The organism is Kitasatospora sp. NPDC004745 (assembly GCF_042873275.1).
In the GTDB taxonomy this organism is placed as follows: Bacteria; Actinomycetota; Actinomycetes; order Streptomycetales; family Streptomycetaceae; genus Kitasatospora.
The window spans coordinates 7875-23968 of the sequence record NZ_JBIALK010000044.1 but is presented as its reverse complement, the minus strand read 5'-3'; the positions used below and the strand labels follow the sequence as shown (position 1 = coordinate 23968).

Annotated in this window: 14 protein-coding genes and 2 pseudogenes; 11 read left to right on the top strand and 5 right to left on the bottom strand. The window is 70.5% G+C overall.

Going from position 1 to position 16094, the window contains the following annotated elements:
- Positions 1-33: 33 nt before the first annotated feature.
- From ACFYUY_RS38385 to ACFYUY_RS38360, 6 genes are all read left to right on the top strand, one after another.
- Positions 34-522, top strand: coding sequence for a hypothetical protein (locus tag ACFYUY_RS38385; RefSeq protein WP_387907883.1), 489 nt, complete (start codon positions 34-36; stop codon positions 520-522).
- 186 nt (positions 523-708) lie between these two features.
- Entirely contained in the window at positions 709-1641 is a 933-nt protein-coding gene (locus ACFYUY_RS38380) for a hypothetical protein (RefSeq protein ID WP_387907881.1), read from the top strand.
- Positions 1638-1877, top strand: coding sequence for a hypothetical protein (locus ACFYUY_RS38375; protein WP_387907878.1), 240 nt, complete (start codon positions 1638-1640; stop codon positions 1875-1877). The genes ACFYUY_RS38380 and ACFYUY_RS38375 overlap by 4 nt, the downstream gene beginning before the upstream one ends.
- A 353-nt stretch (positions 1878-2230) precedes the next feature.
- Positions 2231-2611 carry a helicase associated domain-containing protein gene (locus tag ACFYUY_RS38370; protein ID WP_387907876.1) on the top strand — a complete coding sequence of 127 codons (381 nt, stop codon included), beginning with the start codon at positions 2231-2233 and terminating at the stop codon, positions 2609-2611.
- A 763-nt stretch (positions 2612-3374) separates the two neighbouring features.
- A complete protein-coding gene (locus ACFYUY_RS38365) occupies positions 3375-4304 on the top strand; it encodes an alpha/beta hydrolase (RefSeq protein WP_387907874.1) in 930 nt (309 codons plus the stop codon).
- A gap of 419 nt (positions 4305-4723) precedes the next feature.
- Positions 4724-5752, top strand: a complete 1029-nt coding sequence (locus tag ACFYUY_RS38360; RefSeq protein WP_387907871.1) for a hypothetical protein — start codon at positions 4724-4726, stop codon at positions 5750-5752.
- A gap of 729 nt (positions 5753-6481) precedes the next feature.
- On the opposite strand, the gene ACFYUY_RS38355 is transcribed toward ACFYUY_RS38360, so the two are convergent.
- The gene (locus tag ACFYUY_RS38355) at positions 6482-7429 is read right to left on the bottom strand and encodes a hypothetical protein (RefSeq protein WP_387907869.1); all 948 of its coding nucleotides are present in this window, start codon (positions 7427-7429) and stop codon (positions 6482-6484) included.
- A gap of 54 nt (positions 7430-7483) precedes the next feature.
- Here ACFYUY_RS38355 and ACFYUY_RS38350 point away from each other — a divergent pair.
- Positions 7484-8611: pseudogene (locus tag ACFYUY_RS38350) on the top strand (multidrug effflux MFS transporter); the annotation flags it as partial.
- 286 nt (positions 8612-8897) lie between these two features.
- Here ACFYUY_RS38350 and ACFYUY_RS38345 read toward each other — a convergent pair.
- Positions 8898-9266, bottom strand: a complete 369-nt coding sequence (locus ACFYUY_RS38345) for a hypothetical protein (protein ID WP_387907866.1) — start codon at positions 9264-9266, stop codon at positions 8898-8900.
- Between the two features lie 357 nt (positions 9267-9623).
- A pseudogene (locus tag ACFYUY_RS38340) lies at positions 9624-10909 on the bottom strand (IS256 family transposase).
- 232 nt (positions 10910-11141) lie between these two features.
- Between ACFYUY_RS38340 and ACFYUY_RS38335 the strand changes: the two are divergent.
- Positions 11142-12119, top strand: a complete 978-nt coding sequence (locus tag ACFYUY_RS38335) for a helix-turn-helix domain-containing protein (RefSeq protein ID WP_387907863.1) — start codon at positions 11142-11144, stop codon at positions 12117-12119.
- Between the two features lie 121 nt (positions 12120-12240).
- Here ACFYUY_RS38335 and ACFYUY_RS38330 read toward each other — a convergent pair whose 3' ends face one another.
- Positions 12241-12597 (bottom strand): RICIN domain-containing protein, encoded by a 357-nt coding sequence (locus ACFYUY_RS38330; protein WP_387907860.1) that lies wholly within the window; start codon positions 12595-12597, stop codon positions 12241-12243.
- Between the two features lie 264 nt (positions 12598-12861).
- The gene (locus tag ACFYUY_RS38325) at positions 12862-13833 is read right to left on the bottom strand and encodes a LuxR C-terminal-related transcriptional regulator (protein ID WP_387907857.1); all 972 of its coding nucleotides are present in this window, start codon (positions 13831-13833) and stop codon (positions 12862-12864) included.
- 389 nt (positions 13834-14222) lie between these two features.
- On the opposite strand from ACFYUY_RS38325, the gene ACFYUY_RS38320 reads away from it, so the two are divergent.
- The 3 genes from ACFYUY_RS38320 to ACFYUY_RS38310 all read left to right on the top strand — a co-directional run.
- The gene (locus tag ACFYUY_RS38320) at positions 14223-14429 is read left to right on the top strand and encodes a hypothetical protein (protein WP_380402585.1); all 207 of its coding nucleotides are present in this window, start codon (positions 14223-14225) and stop codon (positions 14427-14429) included.
- Between the two features lie 9 nt (positions 14430-14438).
- A complete protein-coding gene (locus tag ACFYUY_RS38315; protein WP_387907855.1) occupies positions 14439-14774 on the top strand; it encodes a hypothetical protein in 336 nt (111 codons plus the stop codon).
- Between the two features lie 302 nt (positions 14775-15076).
- Positions 15077-16094 (top strand): CHAP domain-containing protein (locus ACFYUY_RS38310; protein ID WP_387907852.1); only part of this gene is annotated, 1018 nt, incomplete at its 3' end.

The window sequence follows — 16094 nt, the reverse complement described above, 5'->3', positions numbered from 1 at the left end:
GCAGCCGAGGGAACGCTCGCCAGCGGCGCTCCCATGGCCCGGGCCGGCCTGTTCCCGCAGGGCGGCGCAGGCTGCCAGCTGCGCCGTGGTGTGCTCGGCGCCGACGCCGGGGCGGTCGATGAACGCCTGCAGTCGGTGGCGCTCGTCGCCGGTGCCAGCGGTGTAGGCGAGCTCGGCGGCGGGCCGGTACACCCCGCCGTCGGCGGGCAGTTCCGGGGCGGGGATGAGGTCGAGCGGGCCGCAGTCCTCGCCGTGCTCCCGGGCGTCGGTGACGAAGGTGGCGTGGATCCGGCCGACGTCGAGCAGGTGCTCGCGCCCGTGCCGCACGGTGAGCTGCTCGGCCTCCGGCACGGCGGCCGTCTCGCGGTCCGCCGCCGTCCGCGTGTTCGTCGTCGCCCGGTGGGTCTGCCCGCCCGCCGTCCCGGCCGCTTGCTGCCGTCCTTGCCGCCGTGGGGGAGTCGCCGGTGGACTGGCTGGGGATCAACGCCCGCAGGACGCGGCTTCGGCCGCGGCGCAGCGTGACACCACTGCGCTCTCACGGCCAGGGCTCGGACAACGAGCGCGTCATGGTCGAGAGCGGCGGCCGGCGCGGCAGCCTCCAGGGGCTGTGTCGCAGATCACAGAATTCGGGTCGGGTTTCGTTGTCGGTCCGGGCCCGCGCCGGGACCGGGAGGGGAAGGATTTTCAGCGACACCCGAGGGGAAGCCATTGCCTGCCGAGGACCTGTCATCCGTCAACCGCGTTCACAAGGAGCCGGTTCCCATCGCCCGTACCGGGCCGGACCCCGCCGACGGGGCCGGCCGGGAGTCCGTACCGAGTACGGGTTCGCCTGCCGCCGCCCCGGTTCTCCTGGTCACGCGCGGCGACATGACGGCCGCCGGGACGGGCGCAGCCGCCATCGCTGACGCGAAGGCCAGGTTCGCCTCGCTGCGGCTGTCCGACCCGGATCATGACTACAGTCTGCGCTCCGATTCCAGCGGCATCTGGGCGATCCCGGCCGGCCGGATGACTCACTGGACGGTCGAGTCCAGGTTCCGGGAGATGCGGTTCTCCCACGTGCTTCGGGCGCTGAACGCTCGTGAGGCGGCGCTTGTCGGCGACTTGAGGACGGTCCGCTCCTTCGCGTCCGATGCGCTGGGCTTGTGGAGCGGGTGGGGCGAGCCGGTCTCCACCGCTCTGCTCGGCGGCTGGTCGGACCCGCTGGATGCCGAAGGTGAACTGACCCTCGCCGCGGTGGAACAGATCAAGGCGGAGGCCCTCGCCATCCACCGCCAGCTCACCCCGCTCTGGCGCCGCAAGGTCAGCCGGAAGCGGCTGCTGCTGCTCGACACCCCGCTCGGCGACGGACTGACCCTCCACGATCTCGTCGCCGGCCAGGCCGCCGACAGCGCCCCCGCCGAGGACTGCTTCGAAGACCACCGCCTGAGGGCGGTCCTGGCGGTCCTCTCTCCCGACGAGCGGGCCGTGGCGCTCGCGCTCGCGTATTCGGGGGTTGGCACCTGGGCCGAGGCCGCCGCGGCCGCTGGCGTCGCGCAGCCGGCGGATTTCGGCGAGCGGGTCCGGCGGAAGGTGAAGAGGCTGGCCGCCCGCAGCGCTGGCCGCTCCCTGCCGGGCACGACGACTGCGGGGGCCGGCCGGTGACCGCCGCCGACGCCGACCGGGCGCGTCCTGCCGGGCGCCGGGAGGTGGTGCTGCGTATCGTCCTGCCGAGCGTTCCGACGTGCACCGCGACGCTTGGCACCGGCGGTCTGGGGGCGGCCCTGCTTCGCGGCACGGTCCCGGCCACGTCCGCGCTCGTCTGGCCGCTCGTCGTCCTCGTCCTCGGCTCGATGGCGTACGACGTCGGGCTTCGTACCCTGCGCCGCCGCGGCGACTGACCGTGGCGTCTGCCGCCTGGTCATCGCCCGGGCGGCAGACGTGGGGCAGGACACCGGTCACCGGCATGCCCAGTGACGCCTCCGGTGGGGGCTGCCACGTCGGCCGTGGCGGGCCGGCACACCGCCCCGATCGTTGGGCGTCGGCCCGCCGTGCGTTGGCGAGGAGGACGGTGCCGGCCGTGACGGCGGCCCCGGCTGCGGCATCAGCACCGTTCGGAGACGGCCGGGCCTCTCACGCTGGCCGCCGCGAAGGCACCGCAGCGCCGGCACCGCGCTGCTGAACCTGCGTAAGGGCGTGCTCGCGCCCGGCCGCGAGCCGGATGAGCAGGGCCTCGGCGACGGGGAGCAAGGCGGTGCCGACACAGCACCTCGCGATCCCCGCCACCGCCAAGCTCGACGACTACGCGGTGGGTGCGTGGATGCGCCGCCAGCGCAAGGCCGCGGGCCTCACCGCGGACCAGGTGGCCAAGCTCGACGGCCTGGACGAGCTGTGGCGCCTGGAAACGGACTGGAACATGTCGTACCGCCGCCTGCTCGCCTACCTCGCCGCCGGCGGCACCCGCACCGGCCCCGCCAACCGCACCGGCCTCGGCGACGACCCGGCCTTCCGGCCCGGCACCTGGCTGCGACCACTGCGTCCGCGCCCGCCTCCCCGGTCCGCACCGGATGGCCGCCGGCCCCGGCCCGGCCGGGCAGCGCCGGGTGCTGCCGGGCCCGGTCCAGCGAGCACCTGACCCCGGGCGGGGTGGTCGTCCGCAGCACCTGGCACGAGCCCGCCTGCCTGGCCTGGGCCCGGCGGTGACTACCGGCACGGTGGCCGGGCAGGTCCGGGTGCGGGTGTGCGCGGTGCTGGTCCACGACGGCCGCGTCTGCCTGATCCGCCGCCACCGGGAAGTCGGCGACCAGCACTCGCTGCCTGGCGGCGTGGTTGAGGACGGCGCCCCCTGCAACCCCTTCCCTGGGCCGTCCGAACGCGGCCTTCCCTGTGGCCCAAGAGGGACCGGTGAAGCCGTGGCCGGTCGTTCCCGCGCGCGCGTCCTCACGGTCACAGCGCAGCTCGGTGCAGGTCTTCGTGACCCGCGCGCCTCCGCACCCGCCACGTCGCAGAAGGGTAGATGCCGCTCGGGGAACGACGCCACCTGGCGATCGGCCCCCGGACGGGACGCCGTCGCCGGCGCGACCACCGAACAGGGAGGCGGGCCCAAACCAGGCCGAAGGGCCGACTGCCCGCAGCAGCCTGCCCGGGCGAACAAGAATGCTCAGGTTGGTTCCTGACTGCATTGCGGCGACTTGGGTCAAGTTACTGATGCCTCCATTCGCACCGGCACGTCACAGTTGAGGCCCGGCTCCGGCACGGGGGCTCAGGAAGCCAGCGCACCCGCTGCCGCCGCCCCCTGATCACTGCGGACCGGGACCGCACCGGCTCGGCGGTGTCGGTTGGAAGACCGGTCCACACCGCCGACGAACCATCAACCGATCAAAGAACGGAGCGCCCGCATGTCCAGGTCCGACATCCGGTTCCACAGCGCCGGCATCGAGATCGCCGCGCATCTCTACACTCCCGACACCCCTGGACCGGTCCGCTACCCGGCCCTGGTCGTTGGACACCCGGGCACCGGGGTCAAGGAGCAGACCTCCGGCACGTACGCCAGCCGGATGGCCGAGCGCGGCTTCATCACGCTCGCCTTCGACGCGGCCCACCAAGGCGAGTCCGGCGGACACCCACGCGGCCTGGAGGACCCGGCGCAGCGGGTGGAGGACTTCAAGGCGGCGGTGTCCTACCTGCTCACCCGGGAGGACGTCGATGCCGGAAGGATCGGCCTGCTCGGCATCTGTGCCTCCGGCGGCTACTCGCTGGCCGCGGCCGGCGGTGACAGCCGGGTACGGGCGGTGGCCACCGTGAGCACCGCCGACCCCTCCCGCCAGTTCCGGCTGGGGGCCGACGGAGGACAGGACCCCGCCGTCTTCCGGACCCTTCTGGACGCGGCCGCCCGCGCCCGTACCGCAGCTGCCCGCGGCGAGGACCCCGGGGTGATGACGATGTTCCCCCAGACCGCAGAACAGGCACGCACCCTGGGCGGTCAGCACGGAGTCGAAGGCTTCGAGTACTACTGCACCTCGCGTGCAGAGCATGAGCGGTCCGCCAAGTTCCTGGCCTGGGAAAGTATCGACCGGCTCGCTGGCTACGACCCGTTCTTCGCGATCCCGCTGATCGGCCCCCGTCCCGTCCTCCAGGTCATCGGTGAGCGAGCCGTCACCGCTTGGATGGCCGTCGAGGCCCACCAGCGCGGCACCGGCCCCAAGGAAATCCACTGGATCAAGGGCGCCAGCCATGTCGACCTCTACGACAAGCCCGAGTACATCGACCCCGCCATAGAAAAGCTCACCACCTACTTCACCCACCACCTGGCCAGCGTCACCGGCTGAGCGACCCGGGCGCAGATCGCCAGGACGTGCCCATCGCACGCCGGTGATGCCGAAACGGCCGCGTGCCCCGTGCAGTCCCGACCTGCAAGCGGACTCGGAGACCAGGCGATGGCACCGACAAGGCTCAGTACGCCGCGCGGAGGCGTCCCACCAGCGCAAAGGCGTAACGGCTTCGTGCCCGCACCTGCTCACTCCGACAGCGGCACCACGGGCGATTTGCTCTTCCGTGGAAAATTCACTGCCGATTTCATGGAAGGCCGCTCTGTATCGGCGCGTTCGGAATGGCGCGCCGACAGGGCAATGCTCTTTCCTCTATTCTGCGGAATTGGGGGAAACTCAAGATCGTCACGCCATGGGCGATCTGCCGGGATGTCCAAGAAGCAATCGGAATGAATTTCCATATACTTAAGGAAAGAAAAGTGGACATGCATAACTCCCCGAAGCGGCGGTGGCTGTCGGCCGTGGCCCTGCTCACCGCAGCCTCGGTTGCGTTCCTCGGGGTCTCCTCGGCCCATGCCTCTCAGCCCGGAGAGGGGACCGATTGGGCGCCCGAGATCGTTGGGGGCCACCGAGTCAGCACACCCGGGGCGATGGTGGAGTCCCGTGACCCGAACAACGGCAACCTCCTCCAGGTGTGGCGGGCGAACAACAACACCATTCGCGTCTCCGTTGGTCACGGCCAGGACATCGAGCTGGCCGGGGCCACCACGTACGCGAACCCGGCGATGCACCTAGCGGTGTCGGACGGCCAGTCGTCGACTTTCCGGGTATTCCACACCGGGACCAACGGATTCGTTTTCTACACGGAGGTGACCGTCACTGCGGGCAGTCAGACGCCCCAGGTGCGGCCTGGGTGGTCCCAAATCCCCAACGGCGTCGCAACGCCCAACTTCTTTTCCGTGTCCGTGGTTGCGGCCCCGAATCGCAGCACCTTCTTGACCTATCGGGGAAGCAGCAGCAACGAGGAGTGGAGCATTTTCCTCAGCGGGACATCGAACTCCTGGAACAATCCGACCTTGGTCCTCGGTGCGAGGAGTGACTACCCCATGAGCCTCGAAACGGACCTCAGCTCGTGGAACCCCGGTTGGCGAGGCACCATCATGGGCACCTGGCTCGGCACCGATGGCCAGGTCAACGTCATCCGCCAGACTTATGGCGAGGGCAGCTGGTGGGGGCACGAGATCCTCGCCGGCGTCCAGGGCGACGGCGCTCCCTCTGTGGCGATCACGGGCAACGGGCGGGGCCAGGTGGCAGTCCGCCGGGCCGGCGACAACCGGATCGCCCTCACCCGGGTCGACGCCAGCGGCGGCTGGCAGGGAGGATGGGACTTGGAACTGAATGGCTTCAGGGCCCGGGCCTTCTCCCTTTTCGCTTACCAGGCGGCGATCTACCTGCTGGCGACCGGTGGCACCGGCGAGGTGGACTGGAAGCAGACTTGGCAGAACTGACACCTGCCCGCATCCCCTGCCCGCAGGGTGGCCACTACCGCTGGGTCAACCTGGATGTGCCAAGCGACATCGGAGACCAACTAGCTGTAGGTGACCGCAGCAGTGCATCCGATAGCGGAGCCGGGATGGCTTAGCTCCAGCAGGACTTCTCCATTCCCTCTGGTCACGGCTTGGGAATGGGAAGTGTAGCGAGCGGGCGACAGGTCAGGGGCGGTCTTCATGGGGCCGCCCCTTGATCGTGTGCAGCCGTCGTTGGTAGTGACAGCGGCGGGGCACCTGCGTGCCGGTCTCGGCGTATGCGGGCGAGGCGCAGAGCCCGGGGCGAGGCTTGCCGGGCCACCGAATCTGCGGCCCCGCAGATCGTGGTGGCAGATAGCGCGCCTCTGTGACGCCTATCGCGCTTCGGCCCAGCTGTGCCGAAGTGCGGTACCGGTCACCAGGTGTACCGAGCGACATGGGTGAAGCCGCAGGATGAAGCACGACGGTTGTCACCGTTTGCTCGCGGTATCTGTCACCTGCGGTTGGAACGCGGACCTTCTGTCACCGGCTGATTGTCAGGGCTCAGATTCATGAGTGTCGGGCGCTTTTATGGCTTGAGAGGGTGCCTCCAGCCGATCGCCGCTGATCTTGACGTTTTCGCACGCAGGCGCCCTGCCAGAGGCGACCAGCCGAGAAGCGGCGTCCGCTGAGGACGGCTGGCGGTCCGTGTCGGTGGGGAGGGCTTGGGGGTCAGGGCATGTTTTTGATGGTGCAGTGGGTGATGGTGCCGGTGTTCCCTCTTTGGGTGGTGCACGTGTTGACGCCGCCTCCGCCGTCGATTCTGCCGGCGTTGCCGGGCACGGTGACGGTGTTGCCGTCGGTGTCGGTGTATGTCGTTGTGCCGGTGCCGCGGGCGGCGATGACGTCGTCGTCGCCGTTGCCGCCCTGGAAGGTTCCCTCGGAGTCGTTTCCGGGGCCGGCCGTGCCGCTTGGCGCTCCTTGTTCGCCGGTTTCGCCTTGGTTGCTGGTTCCGCCTGGTCCGCCGGTGATTTTGGTCAGGGTGGCGGTGCCGGTGGTGAGTGCCTTACCGCTGTTGCCGCTCCCGCCTGGTCCTGCGCGGAATACTGGGCTGTCGCCGTTCGGGTCGCCGAACCCGAGTGCGCCTCCTCCGCCGGATAGGGTCAGGGCGGTTGTGGCGGTGACCGTTCCGGCGTTTCCGGTACCTCCCGGGCCACCGGAGCTGGCTGATCCGCCTCTTCCGCCGGTGGAGGCGACCTTGGGTGCCGTGACCGTGCCGATGTTGCCCCCTCCGCCGTTTCCGCCCGGTGCGCCCAATCCGTTGGCATAGATAGAGCTGCCTCCGCCCTCGCCCCCGGTGAGAGTGGTGGCGGTCGAGGCGGTGATGGTCCCGGTGGCGGCGTTGCCCGAGCCGCCCTCGCCACCGTAAGTGGCGGCTGCGCCGTTGCCGCCGCGGGCGTCGACCTCGGGTGCCTCCATGTTTCCGGTATTGCCCGGCCCGCCGTGGCCGCCCACCTCTTCACTCGTCGCACGCGTGTTGTTGGAGTTGCCTCCGCTGGCCGATGCCTTGACGGTGGCGTTGAGCTTGCCGGTGTTCCCGGTTCCGCCGTTCCCGGAGGTACCGCCTGAGCCGCCTGAGCCGCCTGATCCGCCGGTGGCGGTGGCGGTTTCGGCGGACACGGTGCCCGCGTTGCCCACACCGCCCGCGCCGCGCGTACTGCCGCCGGTGCCGCGGCCACCCAGCTCACCATCACCGCCTGTCTGGCCGGGCTGGCCATCGGGCAGCTGATCGCCGGGCCGCTGAGCGACACCTACGGCCGGCGGCGTCCGTTGCTGGCGGGCCTCGCCCTCTACACGATCGCCAGCGCGCTCTGCGCGGTGGCACCCGACGTCCGGACCTTCGTCGGCCTGCGCCTGGTCCAGGGCATCGGCGGGGGGTTCGGCATCGTCATCGCCAACGCCATGGTCCGCGACCGCACCTCCGGAACCCGCACCGCACGTCTCTTCTCCGCACTGACCTTGATCACCGGCCTGGCGCCCGTGTTCGCGCCGGTCCTCGGCGGCCAGCTACTGCGCGTCACGGCCTGGCCCGGAATCTTCGTGGCCCTGGCCGTACTCGGCGCCGTGATGCTGGCGGCCTCCGCCGCAGGACTGCCGCAGACCCGCCCCTCCGCGTCACGCCAGCCGCTGCCGGCTGTCGTCGGGCAACTGCTCAGCGACCGGGTCTTCACCGGGTACGTCCTGGCCAACGGCCTGGTCTTCGCGGCGATGTTCGCCTACATCTCCGGCTCGCCGTTCGTCCTGCAGGAAATCCACGGCCTGTCACCGCAGCAGTACAGCGCCGTGTTCGCCGTCAACGCCGCCGGACTCATCGCGGCCGCCCAGATCAGCGGCCGGCTGGTGGCCCGGGCCGGCGCCCGCGTGCTGCTGCTCGCCGGTCTGCTGGGCGCGACAGCCGGTGGCACCACGGTCCTGGGCGCGGTGCTGACACGGGCACCCCTGCCCGTGCTCCTGATCGGCCTGTTCGTCCTGGTCTCCAGCGTGGGCCTGGTCATGCCGAACGCCGCGGCCCAGGCCCTGGCCGACCACGGCGGACACGCCGGGTCGGCAGCCGCTCTGCTCGGCTTCAGCCAGTTCATGTTCGGCGGGGCACTCGCTCCGCTGGCCGGCGCGGGTGGCGCCACCGACGCCTTGCCGATGGGAATCATCGTCGCCGTGCTGCCGGCGCTCGCTCTGCTCACACTCGGCGTCCTCACCCGGTCGATGCCCGGTGAGCGCACTCGCAGCCCGGCTCGCCAAGGACCTGCCGGGCACCGGCGACCGCGCCGGCACATCGATCGCGGACGAGCCGGCATCCAGTGAATCGGGCCAGCGTCCGGCGAACAGGGTGATTCCGCGATCAGCGTGACAGACATACGACGGGTTCTCCAGCTGTGGGGCGATCAGCTCGGCGGCCACGGCGAGGACCGGAACGGGGACGGTCGCGGTGCGCAGGTGCAGCAGCTGGGCGGCCGCCAGCTCGCCGGGCGTCGCCCGAGTGCGGGTGGTGGGGATGAGGAAGCCTATGCCGCACGGCTGCTGAGTGCTGGTCAACCCGGACCGTTCTCCCGCGCACCGGCCGGTGTGATCACCGGCCGGTGAGGGCGGGTCACCCCGAGTACGTGCTGTTCGCGCCTGCGGTGGCGGTGCGGTCGGCGGTGGTGGCGGCGTCCAGTCCGTCGGCGAGCAGGGTGACCTCGCGCGGCAGGTCGCCGAGCACGCAGGACGGCATGGCGGCCGCGAGCGCGCACACCGCGACCAGTGGCAGCCGCTCGCCCGGCGCGAGGTCGGGCAGGGCGCCGGTGTGGGTGGCGCCGAGCAGCACGTCCGCGCCGAGCGCGTAGCGCAGCTCCTCGGCCAGCTGGCCGTCGCCGCCCGGGATCACCTCCTGGTGGCCGGCCCGCTCGATCCCAGCGGCCGCGTGCTCCAAGGCCAGGGCGTGGCGCTCGTCCTCCTGGCGGCCGGCCAGCTCCCGCACCCACGCGGCCGCGGCCTCACCGGCGTCGCGGCCCCGGCCAGCTGGACGGGGTCGAGCGCCTGGTCGTCGGGCCCGGAGCCGGGCTGGCCCTCGGCCCTGTCGGGGGAGGAGGGCAGCGGCAGCCAGGACAGCGGGGAAGTCGTCATGCCGGTGCAACCCTGGCAGCGCCCACCCGGGCATGCTGCTGCTCCCCGTGCAGCAAGGCGACCCCTTGCTGCCGGAGGTGCAGCAGCAGCGCGTGCTGCACCGCCGGGTGCTGCGACTGCGACAGCCCGCGCAACCGCCGGCTGCGCAACTGCCGGAGCCGGTGCGACGGTGGGGTCTGTCCAGTGAACGGTGTAACTCGGTTGGGTTGAGTTAACGGCGGCCGGCGGAGAGTCGGCCGTCGAAGGCGATCTCGAAGGCGTTCAGCGCGGTCTTCCAGCGGGTCATCCAGCGCTTTCGGCCGTCACCGATCGGGTCGAGGGACATGATCGCCATGTAGACGCACTTCAACGCGGCCTGCTCGTTCGGGAAATGCCCGCGCGAGCGGACGGCCTTGCGGATCCTGGCGTTGACGGACTCGATCACGTTCGTGGTGCAGATGACCCGGCGGACCCGACGTCGAAGCTCAAGAACGGCACGAACTCCGCCCAGGCGTTCTCCCAGAGCCGCACGATCGCGGGATACTTCTTCCCCCAGGCCTCGGTGAACTCCACGAACCGCTCCAGGGCGGCGTCCTCGGTCGGAGCCGTGTAGACAGGCTTGAGCGCCTTGGAGATCTTGTCCCAGTCCTGCCGGGCCGCGTAGCGGAACGAGGCCCGGATCAGGTGGACGATGCAGGTCTGGGTGACGGCCTGCGGCCAGACCGCGGCGATGGCGTCCGGCAGGCCCTTGAGACCGTCGCAGACGACCATGCACACGTCCGCGACGCCGCGGTTCTTGATCTCGGTCAGAACGTGCAGCCAGTACTTGGCGCCCTCGCCGCCGTCGCCGGCCCACGACCCGAGGATCTCGCGGGTGCCCTCGACCGTGACCGCCAGCGCCACGTAGATGGGCCGGTTGGCGACCTGGCCGTCGCGGAGCTTCACGTGCACGCAGTCGATGAAGACCACTGGATAGACCGGATCGAGCGGCCGGTTCTGCCACTCGGCCATGCCCTCGATCACCTGGTCCGTGATCGTGGAGATGGTCTGCTTGGATACTTCCGCGCCGTAGACCTCGGCCAGGTGCGCGGAGATCTCCCCGTGCGTCAGACCGCGGGCGGACAGCGAGAGCACCATCTCGTCAACTCCGGACAGCCGCCGCTGGCGCTTGCGGACCAGCTGCGGCTCGAACGAGCCTTCCCGGTCGCGGGGGACGTCGATCTCGACCGGGCCGACCTCGGTCAGCACGGTCTTCGACCGGATGCCGTTGCGCGAGTTCCCACTGCCGGCCCCTGCCGGGTCGTGCTTCTCGTAGCCGAGGTGGTCCGTCATCTCGCCCTCGAGGGCGGACTCCAGGATCTTCTTCGTGAGTAGCTGGAGCAGGCCTCCAGCACTGGTGAGCTGCAGCCCGCTCACTCGGGCCCGGTCGACCAGCTGCCCGATCAACTGGTCGTCCAAGGCGTCCGGCTGCAACTCCACCGGCTTCGCTGCCTCGACAGCCGCGGCCGAGACGGTCACTTCCTTCATCAGGTGCTACTTCCTTGATCGGGAGTTACACCGTTCTTTGTACAGACCCTCCCGCGTCGCATGAGGCGTAGGGACCGGCTCCGGAAGCCTCCTCCGGATGTGTACTTGGCGGTCGGGTGGTCGATGATGTTGTCGGGGGAAGTCCTGCCGGGTCCGGCAGGGGCGGTTTCCGGGGAGAGTGGAGTTGTCGGTGGGGGGCAGGGGAGAACCGTGGGACAAGGGTTTGTCGGCGAAGGACCGTTTTGAGTACTGGCGGGACGTGCTGGCGAAGTCGCGGGAGTGTGAGACGACCAGTGCTCAGGCGGACAGCTTCGAGGCGGACTTGCGGTACGCGGAGCTGGGGCCAGTGGTGCTGATGGGGTCGTCGTTCCCGTCGGCGCAGTTCCGGCGCACCGGGCAGATGATCCGGCGTTCGGACCAGGAGTTGTACTACCTGACCCTGCTCGTCTCCGGGAGCCACGGGCTCAGGCGCGGACGTGACCAGGTGGAGACGTTCCACGTCGGGGACCTCGCCCTCATCGACAGCTCTACCCCGCACGACGTGCGGATGCTCGGGGACCGGACCCCTGACGGGGCAGGCCTGAAAGTCACCGCCATCGGTATCGACATTCCTCGGTCTCTGTTGCCGGTGCCCGGTCGTCTGGTGCGTGATCTGCTGGGCCGGAGGTTCTCTGCGAGTGAGGGTTCTGGCGCGCTGCTCACGCAGTTCATATTGGGGCTGGAGCGTCAGGCCCTGACGTTGGGGCCTCCGGAGGCAGCGCGACTCGGGGAGGCCGTAGTCGACCTGACGGCGGCCTGGGTCGCCCGGGAACTCGACGCCCTCCCCGTCCTGCCGCAGGAAACCCGGCGGCGGGCCCTGATGGAGGGCGTCCGCGCGTTCATCCGGCACAACCTCCACGACCCCGGCCTGACCCCGGCCGTGATCGCCGCCACCCACCACATCTCCGTCAGCCACCTGCACCGCGTCTTCACCCACGAGTCGCACGGTGAGACCCTCGCCGCGGCGATCCGCACCCAACGACTGAGGAAAGCCCACCGCGAACTGGCCGACCCCGCGCTGCGCACCGTACCGGTGCACGCCGTTGCCACCCGCTGCGGCATCCCGCGGGCTGCCGAGTTCAGCCGGGCCTTCAGGAGCGCCTACGGGCTCTCGCCGCGTGAGCACCGTCGCCGGGCCCGGGCCGGGCCCGGCGACGCGTAGCCGCAGATCGTACGGACCCGTCGAGCGCGGCGTCCTGCCGCGCTCGACAGACTGCAGGCCGTCTGCGGTGATTCAGGCAGAAGTTTTTTGCCGTATCACCGTTGTCGCTGGTCCGGGTGGATCAGATGTCCCAGTACTGGTCCTGGAAGTAGCCGCAGGTGGTCTGCTTGGCGGGGTTTGCTTCTTCCGTTCCCTGGACCAGGAGGCACTTCTTGCTGTGGTAGTTGACCCACCACGTGGAGTTGGCGCTGAGCCTGTGGGCGTACCACTTCTGGTCGTCCAGCCCCGTGCAGGTGTACTGGTAGACGGGGGCGCCGTCGTCGTACCCCTGGGCGGTGAGGCACTGGCCGCTGTAGTCGTTCCTGATCTCGGTGAGGGCACCCGAGTCATTGAGGTGCCAGCTCTGGTCTTGGAGTTCCCCCAGGTGGTCTGGGTTGCCCGCGAGCCGTAGGCGCCGCTCGCCAGGACGGCCAGGCACTTGTTGCTGTTCTGGTTGCACAGCCCTTAGTGGCCGGGCGGGTTGACGACGTCTCGAATGGAAACGCCCGTGGCCGACGCGCCGGTCACGGGAAGAAATGCGGCAGATGCGGCGAGAGCCGCCATGACAAAACCGATCCGCTTGACTGTCATGAGTTCCTCTTTCGTTGGTTTTCGGAAATTCCGCAGGGTGCATTCCTTCGGCGAAATGCCGCAGGGGGCCATGTGGTGCGCCACTGATTTCAGGCCGTGGCCTTCCGGGGGGTCAGAGCCAGCCGCGGTGGGCGGCTTTGATGCCGGCTTCGAAGCGGCTGCCGGCGTTGAGGCGCTCCATGATCGAGGACATGTGGCGGCTGACGGTGCGGGTGGAGATGCCGAGGCGCTGACCGGCGGTGTCGTCGGTGAGGCCGGAGCCGAGCAGGCGCAGCAGTTCGCGTTCGGTGGGGGTGAGCCCGGTGCGGGGGTCGTCGGGGTGGGTGGCGCCGAGCGGGACGGCGGTGTGCCAGGTCTGCTCGAAGAGGTCGAGCAGCGCGGCGAGGATGCCGGGCTCGGTCACGTGCAGGGCGCCCTTGCGGTTGTCCGCGGGGTCGACCGGGATGAGCGCCTGGCTGCGGTCGATGATGACCATGCGCGGTGGGATGGTGGCGGCGGTGCGGACCTCGCCGCCCTGGCTGAGCAGCCAGTGGGCGTAGGTGGCCACGTGCGGCTGGTTGCGGGTGGACTCCTGGTAGAGGGTGCGGATCGCGATGCCGCGCGCGAGGGCCTCGGAGTCGGTGACGCGGCTGGCGGCGAGGTCGTGGGGCAGCTGGTCGCCGGGCTGGCTGCCGAGTGCCTCGGTGGTGGCGCTGCGGCCCATCCGTTCGAGTCTGGCGTGGATGGCGTCCATGCCCAGCAGGCGTTCGCCGTGGGCGGTGCGGTGTTCGGCGCGGTCGGCGACCATGCGGGTGACGGCCGCCCTGGAGGCCGCCAACGCGGCCTGCCGGGAGGCGAGTTCGGCTTCCTGGGTGGCGAGGATGTCGGCCAGGCCGATGTCGGGGCTGACCGCGCGCAGCTCGCCGGGGCGCTGCGCGGAGGCCCGTACGAGGGTGAGGCGGCTGAGCTCCTGGAGGTGCTCGTGCACCTCGACGGGGCTCAGGCCGCAGCCGGCGGCGATCTCGTCCACGCCGTGGGCGGGGTGGTCGAGCATCGCCCGGTACACGGTGGTGGCTCCGGCGGTCAGGCCCAGTACTTCCAGCATGTCGCGCCCCCCGGCACTCGTCGGCCGCCTCCCGGGCGGGCGGCCAGGCGCATCCAAACAGAGGCGCGACGGCCCGTTCAAGGCTCGAATCGAGGCGTTCGGTGGGATTTGCGGGTTCTTGAGAAGGCTCCTTGATGCTGCGTGCTCATATCTGAGCATGCAAAGCCAAGAAAACTTGGCATGACCTCGTCATGATGTCGGGAGTCCGCCAGGCGACTGGGCGCCAGCGGGAAGCCCTTCCGGCGCCACGGGCGAGCGAGGAGAGTAGTGATCGCCGCCAGGAAGGCCCGACAGGGAACGATCCGGGGCGGCAGCCGGACAGGGCGTCAACCGCGGGACGCCCCAACGGATCGGCACACCTCTCCCGTCCATCCCAGAAGGGCCCCGTCATGATCCGTACCCGTATCGCCCAGGCCGCCGCGGTCGCCGCCGTCTCGCTCACCGCCCTCCTGGCCGCCCCGGCCGCCTTCGCCGCCGCCGACCCGGCCACCACCGTCACGACCACGACCACGGCCACCGGCTCCGACAGCATCGGCTGGGGCGGCACCCCCACCGCCGCGCCCGCCTCCACCGACAGCATCGGCTGGGGCGGCTGAACCCGCCGGATGGACATCGTCTACGCCAGCCTGAAACGCCGACAGCCCGCTGCGGTGGCCGGGGCGACCGGAGCAGCCGAGGCAGCCGAAGCCGTCGACGCCCTCTGGGCGCACGCCGAGCCCGCCGACGGACTCCAACACGCCAGCGCACAGCCCGCCGACGACCGCATCGACCTCCTGCTCTACCTACTCAGCCGCGGCCCTTCCGACCCGCCCAGCCAGCTCGACCCCGCCGCCGTCCGCGCGTACGGCCTGATCGCCCGCAGCCACCGCACCTCACCGACGCTCCTACAGCGCTACCTGCCCCCGGAGCTCCCGCGAGCCACGGACCACACCGCTCGGTGACGACCGCGCCGACGGCATCCGCCACACCCACGGGCTGCAGACCTCCTGCCCCGCACTGACCGCACCACGCCCCCGGCCGTCACGTCACGGCCCGCACCGGCCAAGTGCACTGCCTGACCTCCCGGAGCCGCAGGTGAGCGCCGCTCACCCGTCCAAGGCCCCTGCTCCGCTGCCGCCGCCGCGCCGTACGGCCCGCGACGACGCTCACCGAACTTCCTGGCTCCGTCGGCCATGGCACCGCCGTGCCCGCCGGAGCACCACCGACCGTTCAACCCGCCATCTCTCACCCAGGAGTACCCGCCATGTCTACGCCCATCTCCCGTCGCGCTGCCGCTCTCGCCCTCGCCACCGCGATCGTGCCGGTCAGCCTGGCCTTCGGCGCCTCGTCCGCCCACGCCAGCGTCGGCTCGAACATCGTGAGCATCGCCCAGGCCAACAACTACAAGATGGCCTGCTCGACCAACAGCGCCGGCACCACCGGCTTCAACTCCAGCTGCACCGGCGGCCCCGAGAACTGGTGCGCGGACTTCGCCAAGTGGGTCTGGGCACAGGCAGGGGCCAACGTCTCGGGCCTTGACCCGAGGGCCGGCAGCTTCGGACAGTACAACGGCGGCCTCCACAGCACCCCGCACGTCGGCGACGCGGTCGTGTTCAACTACGACGGCGCCGGCTACGCCGACCACGTCGCTATCGTCACGGAGGTCGGCAACGGCACCATCAAGTCCATCGGCGGCAACGAGGGCGGTCAGCGCGGCAACTGGGCCGCGACCTCGCACGTCCGGGTTGACGGACCGTACAGCTCGGCACTCGGCTACAGCTCTTACATGGGCCAGTCGATCAGCGGCTACGTCTCCCCCATCGGCGGGACCGACAACGCCCCGGCGCCCGCCCCCGCCCCGGCCCCCGCAGCCAAGGACGTCACCAACCTCTTCGCGATCGGCGCGGGCGGCACCGTCTTCAACGCCAACGCCGACTTCGCGGCCGGTGCCTGGAGCGCCTTCCAGCAGGTGCCCGGCAACTCCGCTATCAAGCAGGTCTCCGCCGTGGCCGTCGGCAACATCGTGCACCTGTTCGTCATCGCCGCCGACAACACCGTCTACACCGCTGACGGCAACTACGCCACCGGTACCTGGAGCGCCTTCCAGCCGGTGCCCGGCAACTCCGGTATCAAGCAGATCACCGCCACGGCGGTCGGCAGCACCGTGCACCTGTACGCCATCGGCTCCGACAACACCGTCTACACCGCTGACGGCAACTACGCCACCGGTACCTGGAGCGCCTTCCAGCCGGTGCCCGGCAACTCCGGTATCAAGCAGATCA